The following is a 5243-nucleotide window of genomic DNA, read 5'->3' on the forward strand; positions in this document are numbered from 1 at the left end:
GGGCACGGTGGAGCGCCGTGCCGAACCTCTTCGACCTTTCGACTTTTCGTACGCAGCCCCGTGAGAGAGAGCCGCCGAGCCGCATGCCGACCCCCGAGCTGATCTCCCCCCGCTCCCCGCGCGTCACCGCCGCGCGGCGGCTCGCCAAGCGCAACTTCCGGGGCAAGGACCGTCTGTTCATCGCCGAGGGGCCGCAGGCCGTACGGGAGGCGGTCGCCCACCGCGGGCCCGACGGCGCGGCGACGCTGGTCGAGCTGTTCACCACCGTCGAGGCCGCCGAGCGCTACGCCGACATCGTCGACGCCGCCCACGCCGCGGGAGCCCGCGTCCACCACGCCGCGGACACCGTGCTCGCCGAGGTGTCGCAGACCGTCACGCCGCAAGGGCTCGTCGGCGTCTGCCGGTTCCTCGACTCGCCGTTCGAGGACATCCTGGCCGCCCGGCCCAAGCTCGTCGCCGTGCTCGCGCACGTACGCGACCCCGGGAACGCCGGAACGGTGCTGCGCTGCGCCGACGCGGCCGGGGCGGACGCGGTGATCCTCACCGACGCGTCCGTCGACCTGTACAACCCCAAGTCGGTGCGGGCGTCGGTCGGCTCCCACTTCCACCTGCCGGTCGCCGTCGGCGTACCCGTCGAGCAGGCCGTCCAAGGGCTGCGCGACGCCGGCGTACGCGTCCTCGCTGCGGACGGCGCCGGCGAGCAGGACCTCGACGACGAACTCGACGCCGGCACCATGGGCGGCCCCACCGCATGGATCTTCGGCAACGAGGCCTGGGGCCTGCCGGAGGAGACCCGGGCCCTCGCCGACGCCGTCGTCCGCGTCCCGATCCACGGAAAGGCCGAGAGCCTGAACCTGGCGACCGCCGCCGCCGTATGTCTCTACGCGTCGGCGCGCGCCCAGCGCGCCGGGGCCAAGGGTGCCCCGGCAAGCTGACGGACCACTCGCTCAGGGGGTCGGCGACGTCACTTTCAGCTAGTAGGGTGACGCACTCGGGGGCCCACTGCGCCGGCGGAGAGGTGGGGTACGGGGACATGACGGTCGGGACCAGCAGGCCGACACAGCCACAGGAGTTCCACCTGGGCCCCTCCGGCTGCCCCGAGGCCCCCGGGATCGACCCCGACGACCTCCCGGACGGCCTCGTCGTGGCCGACGAGACGGGCCGGGTCGTCTGCTTCAACCGGGCCGCCGTCCGCATCACCGCCGTGGCGAGGGCCGACGCGATCGGACGGCCACTGGAGCGGGTGCTGCCGCTCGAGGACCTGAAGGGTCGCCGCTGGTGGACCCTCACCGACCCCTACGGCGGACTCGCCACCCGCGTCGGCCAGCCGGAGCGGAACCTGCTGCTGCCCGGCGGCCGCGAGGTCCTCGTCTCCGCCCGCTACGTGCGCGACGTCCCCACCGGGCCGGTGCGCAAGCTCGTCGTCAGCCTCCGCGGCACCGAGGCCCGGCGCCGCAGCGAACGCAGCCACGCCGAACTGATCGCCACCGTCGCCCATGAGCTGCGTTCCCCGCTGACCTCCGTCAAAGGCTTCACGGCCACCCTCCTCGCCAAGTGGGAACGCTTCACCGACGACCAGAAGCGCCTGATGCTGGAGACCGTCGACGCCGACGCCAACCGCGTCACACGCCTCATCGCGGAGCTTCTCGACATCTCCCGCATCGACTCCGGACGGCTCGAGGTGCGCCGTCAGCCCGTCGACGTCGCCGCCGCAGTGCGCCGCCACGTCGACGCGCACGTGGCAGCCGGCCAGACCCCGGACCGGTTCCGGGTCGACGTCAACCGGCCGCTGCCGGACCTGTGGGCCGACCCCGACAAGGTCGACCAGGTGCTCGGCAACCTGCTGGAAAACGCGGTGCGCCACGGCGAGGGAACTGTCACGATCGACATAGCACCCTCGCCGTCTGCCGGCGAGCAGAGCGGTACCGGCACCGCCGTCACCGTGAGCGACGAGGGTCCCGGCATTCCGGAGGAGTCGATGGCACGGGTCTTCACCCGCTTCTGGCGGGGGAGCAAGCGCGGTGGCACCGGCCTCGGGCTCTACATCGTCAAGGGCATCGTCGAGGCCCACGGCGGGACGATCACGGTCGGCCGTGGCCCCGGCGGCGGCGCCCAGTTCCGATTTATCCTGCCCGTCGGCACCCCGGCGCATCTCCAGTAGCGATCCTCACGGATCGGCCGGCGAGAGCGTCCGAGCAGCCCGCGGGCTCATTCACCGTTCCACACCCCGTTAGACTCGACTTTTGGCACCTTTGCGTCCTCGGTCGTCCCTGGTCGACGTGCGGGGTCCCCAGCCAGCCCATCGGAAGTACGGGAAGAGATGTCCGCACCCAATAAGTCGTACGACCCTGTTGAGGTCGAGGCACTGAAACCGGAAGAGATCGAGCGCATGCGGGACGAGGCGCTCGCCGCCTTCGCCGCCGCGGACTCGCTCGAGGCGCTCGCCCACGCGAAGTCCGCGCACACCTCCGGCACCTCGCCGCTCTCCCTCGCCAACCGTGAGATCGGGGCACTGCCGCCGCAGGCCAAGGCCGAGGCCGGCAAGCGCGTGGGCCAGGCCCGCGCCGCCGTCGGCCGCGCCCTCGCCACCCGCCAGACGGAGCTCGAGGCCGAGCGCGACGCCCGGGTGCTCGTCGAGGAGGCCGTCGACGTCACGCTGCCCCACGACCGCGTCCCCGCCGGTGCCCGCCACCCCCTCACCACGCTCTCCGAGCGCATCGAGGACGTCTTCGTGGCCATGGGCTACGAGGTCGCGGAAGGGCCGCAGGCCGAGGCCGAGTGGTTCAACTTCGACGCGCTCAACATCGGCCCCGACCACCCGGCCCGCGGCGAGCACGACACCTTCTTCGTGCAGGACGCCGAGGGCGGCGCGGACTCCGGCGTCGTGCTGCGCACCCACACCTCGCCCGTGCAGATCCGCTCACTGATCGACCGCGAGCCGCCGGTCTACGTGATCTGCCCCGGCCGGGTGTACCGCACCGACGAGCTGGACGCCACGCACACCCCCGTCTTCCACCAGGTCGAGCTGCTCGCCGTGGACGAGGGCCTGACCATGGCCGACCTCAAGGGCACCCTCGACCACATGGTCCAGGCGCTGTTCGGCGAGGGCATGAAGACCCGGCTGCGGCCGAACTTCTTCCCCTTCACCGAGCCGTCCGCCGAGATGGACATGGTCTGCTACGTGTGCCGCGGCGAGTCCGTCGGCAACCCCGACCGGCCGTGCCGCACCTGCTCCAGCGAGGGCTGGATCGAGCTCGGCGGCTGCGGAATGGTCAACCCCAAGGTGCTCACCGCCTGCGGCGTCGACCCCGGCAGGTACAGCGGGTTCGCCTTCGGGTTCGGCATCGAGCGGATGCTGATGTTCCGCCACAACGTCGAAGACATGCGAGACATGGTCGAGGGTGACGTCCGGTTCACCCGGCCGTTCGGGATGGAGATCTGATGCGGGTCCCGCTTTCTTGGCTGCGGGAGTACGTCGACCTGCCGGCGACGGAGACCGGCCGTGACGTGCAGGCCAAGCTCATCGCCGCCGGGCTCGAGGTCGAGACCGTCGAGCAGCTCGGCGCGGGGCTCAAGGGCCCGCTCGTCGTCGGCCAGGTGCTGACCATCGAGGAACTGACGGAGTTCAAGAAGCCCATCCGCTTCTGCACCGTCGACGTCGGCCGGGCCAACGGCACCGGCGAGCCGCAGGAGATCGTCTGCGGCGCCCGTAACTTCGCCGTCGGCGACAAGGTCGTCGTGGTCCTCCCCGGCGCCGTGCTGCCCGGCGACTTCGCCATCGCCGCACGCAAGACGTACGGCCGGACGTCCCACGGCATGATCTGCTCCGGCGACGAGCTCGGCATGGGCGACGACGGCAGCGGCGGCATCATCGTGCTCCCGCCCGAGCACGAGGTCGGCACCGACGCGATCAGGCTCCTCGAGCTCGTCGACGAGGTCCTCGACATCGCCGTCACCCCCGACCGCGGCTACGCCCTGTCCATGCGCGGCGTCGCCCGCGAGACGGCCACCGCCTACGGCCTGCCGCTGCGCGACCCGGCGCTGCTCGACGTGCCCGGACCCAACTCGTACGGCTACGGCGTCAAGGTGGCCGACCCGATCGGCTGCGACAGCTTCACCGCGCGTACCGTCGTCGGCCTCGAGCCGGAGGCCCGCTCCCCGATCTGGCTGCAGCGCCGACTGCAGAAGGCCGGGATGCGCCCGATCTCGCTCGCCGTCGACATCACCAACTACGTGATGCTCGAGCTCGGCCAGCCGCTGCACGCCTACGACCGCTCCCGCCTCGACGGGCCGATCGGGGTGCGCCGCGCGGAGCCCGGCGAGAAGCTCACCACCCTCGACGGCACCACCCGCGTCCTCGACGCCGAGGACCTCGTCATCACCGACGACCGTGGGCCCATCGGCCTCGCGGGCGTCATGGGCGGGGCGAACACCGAGATCGCCGACGCGGCCCCCGACCCGGAGACCGGCCGGATCAACGGCACCACCGACGTCGTCATCGAGGCCGCGCACTTCGACCCGGTCGCCATCGCCCGGACCGCGCGCCGGCACAAGCTGTCGTCCGAGGCGTCCAAGCGCTTCGAGCGCGGCGTCGACCCGCAGGCCGCCGCGGCGGCGGCGCAGCGCACCGTCGACCTGCTGGTGCTCCTCGCCGGCGGCACGGCGGAGGGCGGCGTCACCCAGGTCGTCGCCCCCAGTGCCCCGCGCACCATCGCCATGCCGGCGGACCACCCCGACCGCGTCGCCGGCGTCACCTACGGCCGCGAGACCGTGGTGCGCCGCCTCCAGGAGGTCGGCTGCGACGTCTACGGGCAGGACGACCTCGTCGTCACCGTCCCCTCGTGGCGGCCCGACCTCGCAGAGCCCAACGACCTCGCCGAAGAGGTCATCCGGCTCGAGGGCTACGAGAACCTCCCCTCGACCCTGCCCACCCCGCCGTCCGGCCGCGGTCTCACCGCACGCCAGCGGCTGCACCGCCGGGTCGGCCGCGCGCTCGCCGGCGCCGGCTACGTCGAGGCGCCGAACTACCCCTTCATCGGCGAACCGGTTCTCGACCAGCTCGGCCTGGAGGCCGACGACGCCCGCCGCCGGGTCGTCAAGCTCGTCAACCCGCTCTCCGACGAGGAGCCGGCGCTGCGCACCACGCTGCTGCCCGGACTCCTGGGCGCCCTGCGGCGCAACGACGGGCGCGGCAGCCACGACCTGGCGCTCTTCGAGACCGGTCTTGTCTTCCGCCCGACGGG

General features: G+C 72.6%; 4 protein-coding genes. All 4 read left to right on the forward strand.

Annotated elements, in window-relative coordinates:
* Window positions 1-83: 83 nt before the first annotated feature.
* Window positions 84-935, forward strand: coding sequence for a TrmH family RNA methyltransferase (locus ACWGH4_RS30710; protein WP_441265369.1), 852 nt, complete (start codon window positions 84-86; stop codon window positions 933-935).
* 98 nt (window positions 936-1033) lie between these two features.
* Window positions 1034-2161, forward strand: a complete 1128-nt coding sequence (locus ACWGH4_RS30715) for an ATP-binding protein (RefSeq protein WP_453466661.1) — start codon at window positions 1034-1036, stop codon at window positions 2159-2161.
* 159 nt (window positions 2162-2320) lie between these two features.
* The gene (pheS, locus tag ACWGH4_RS30720) at window positions 2321-3442 is read left to right on the forward strand and encodes a phenylalanine--tRNA ligase subunit alpha (RefSeq protein ID WP_441265367.1); all 1122 of its coding nucleotides are present in this window, start codon (window positions 2321-2323) and stop codon (window positions 3440-3442) included.
* Window positions 3442-5243, forward strand: a 1802-nt coding sequence (pheT, locus tag ACWGH4_RS30725) for a phenylalanine--tRNA ligase subunit beta (RefSeq protein WP_453466663.1), incomplete at its 3' end; no start/stop codon positions are given. The genes pheS and pheT, both read left to right, overlap by 1 nt.

This window comes from Streptomyces sp. NPDC054847 (assembly GCF_053610925.1).

What these genes read in the sequence shown, in the direction of transcription:
- pheS (WP_441265367.1), top strand. Translation starts at nt 2,321, where the DNA reads ATGTCCGCACCCAATAAGTCGTACGACCCTGTTGAGGTCGAGGCACTG.
- ACWGH4_RS30710 (WP_441265369.1), top strand. Translation starts at nt 84, where the DNA reads ATGCCGACCCCCGAGCTGATCTCCCCCCGCTCCCCGCGCGTCACCGCC.
- ACWGH4_RS30715 (WP_453466661.1), top strand. Translation starts at nt 1,034, where the DNA reads ATGACGGTCGGGACCAGCAGGCCGACACAGCCACAGGAGTTCCACCTG.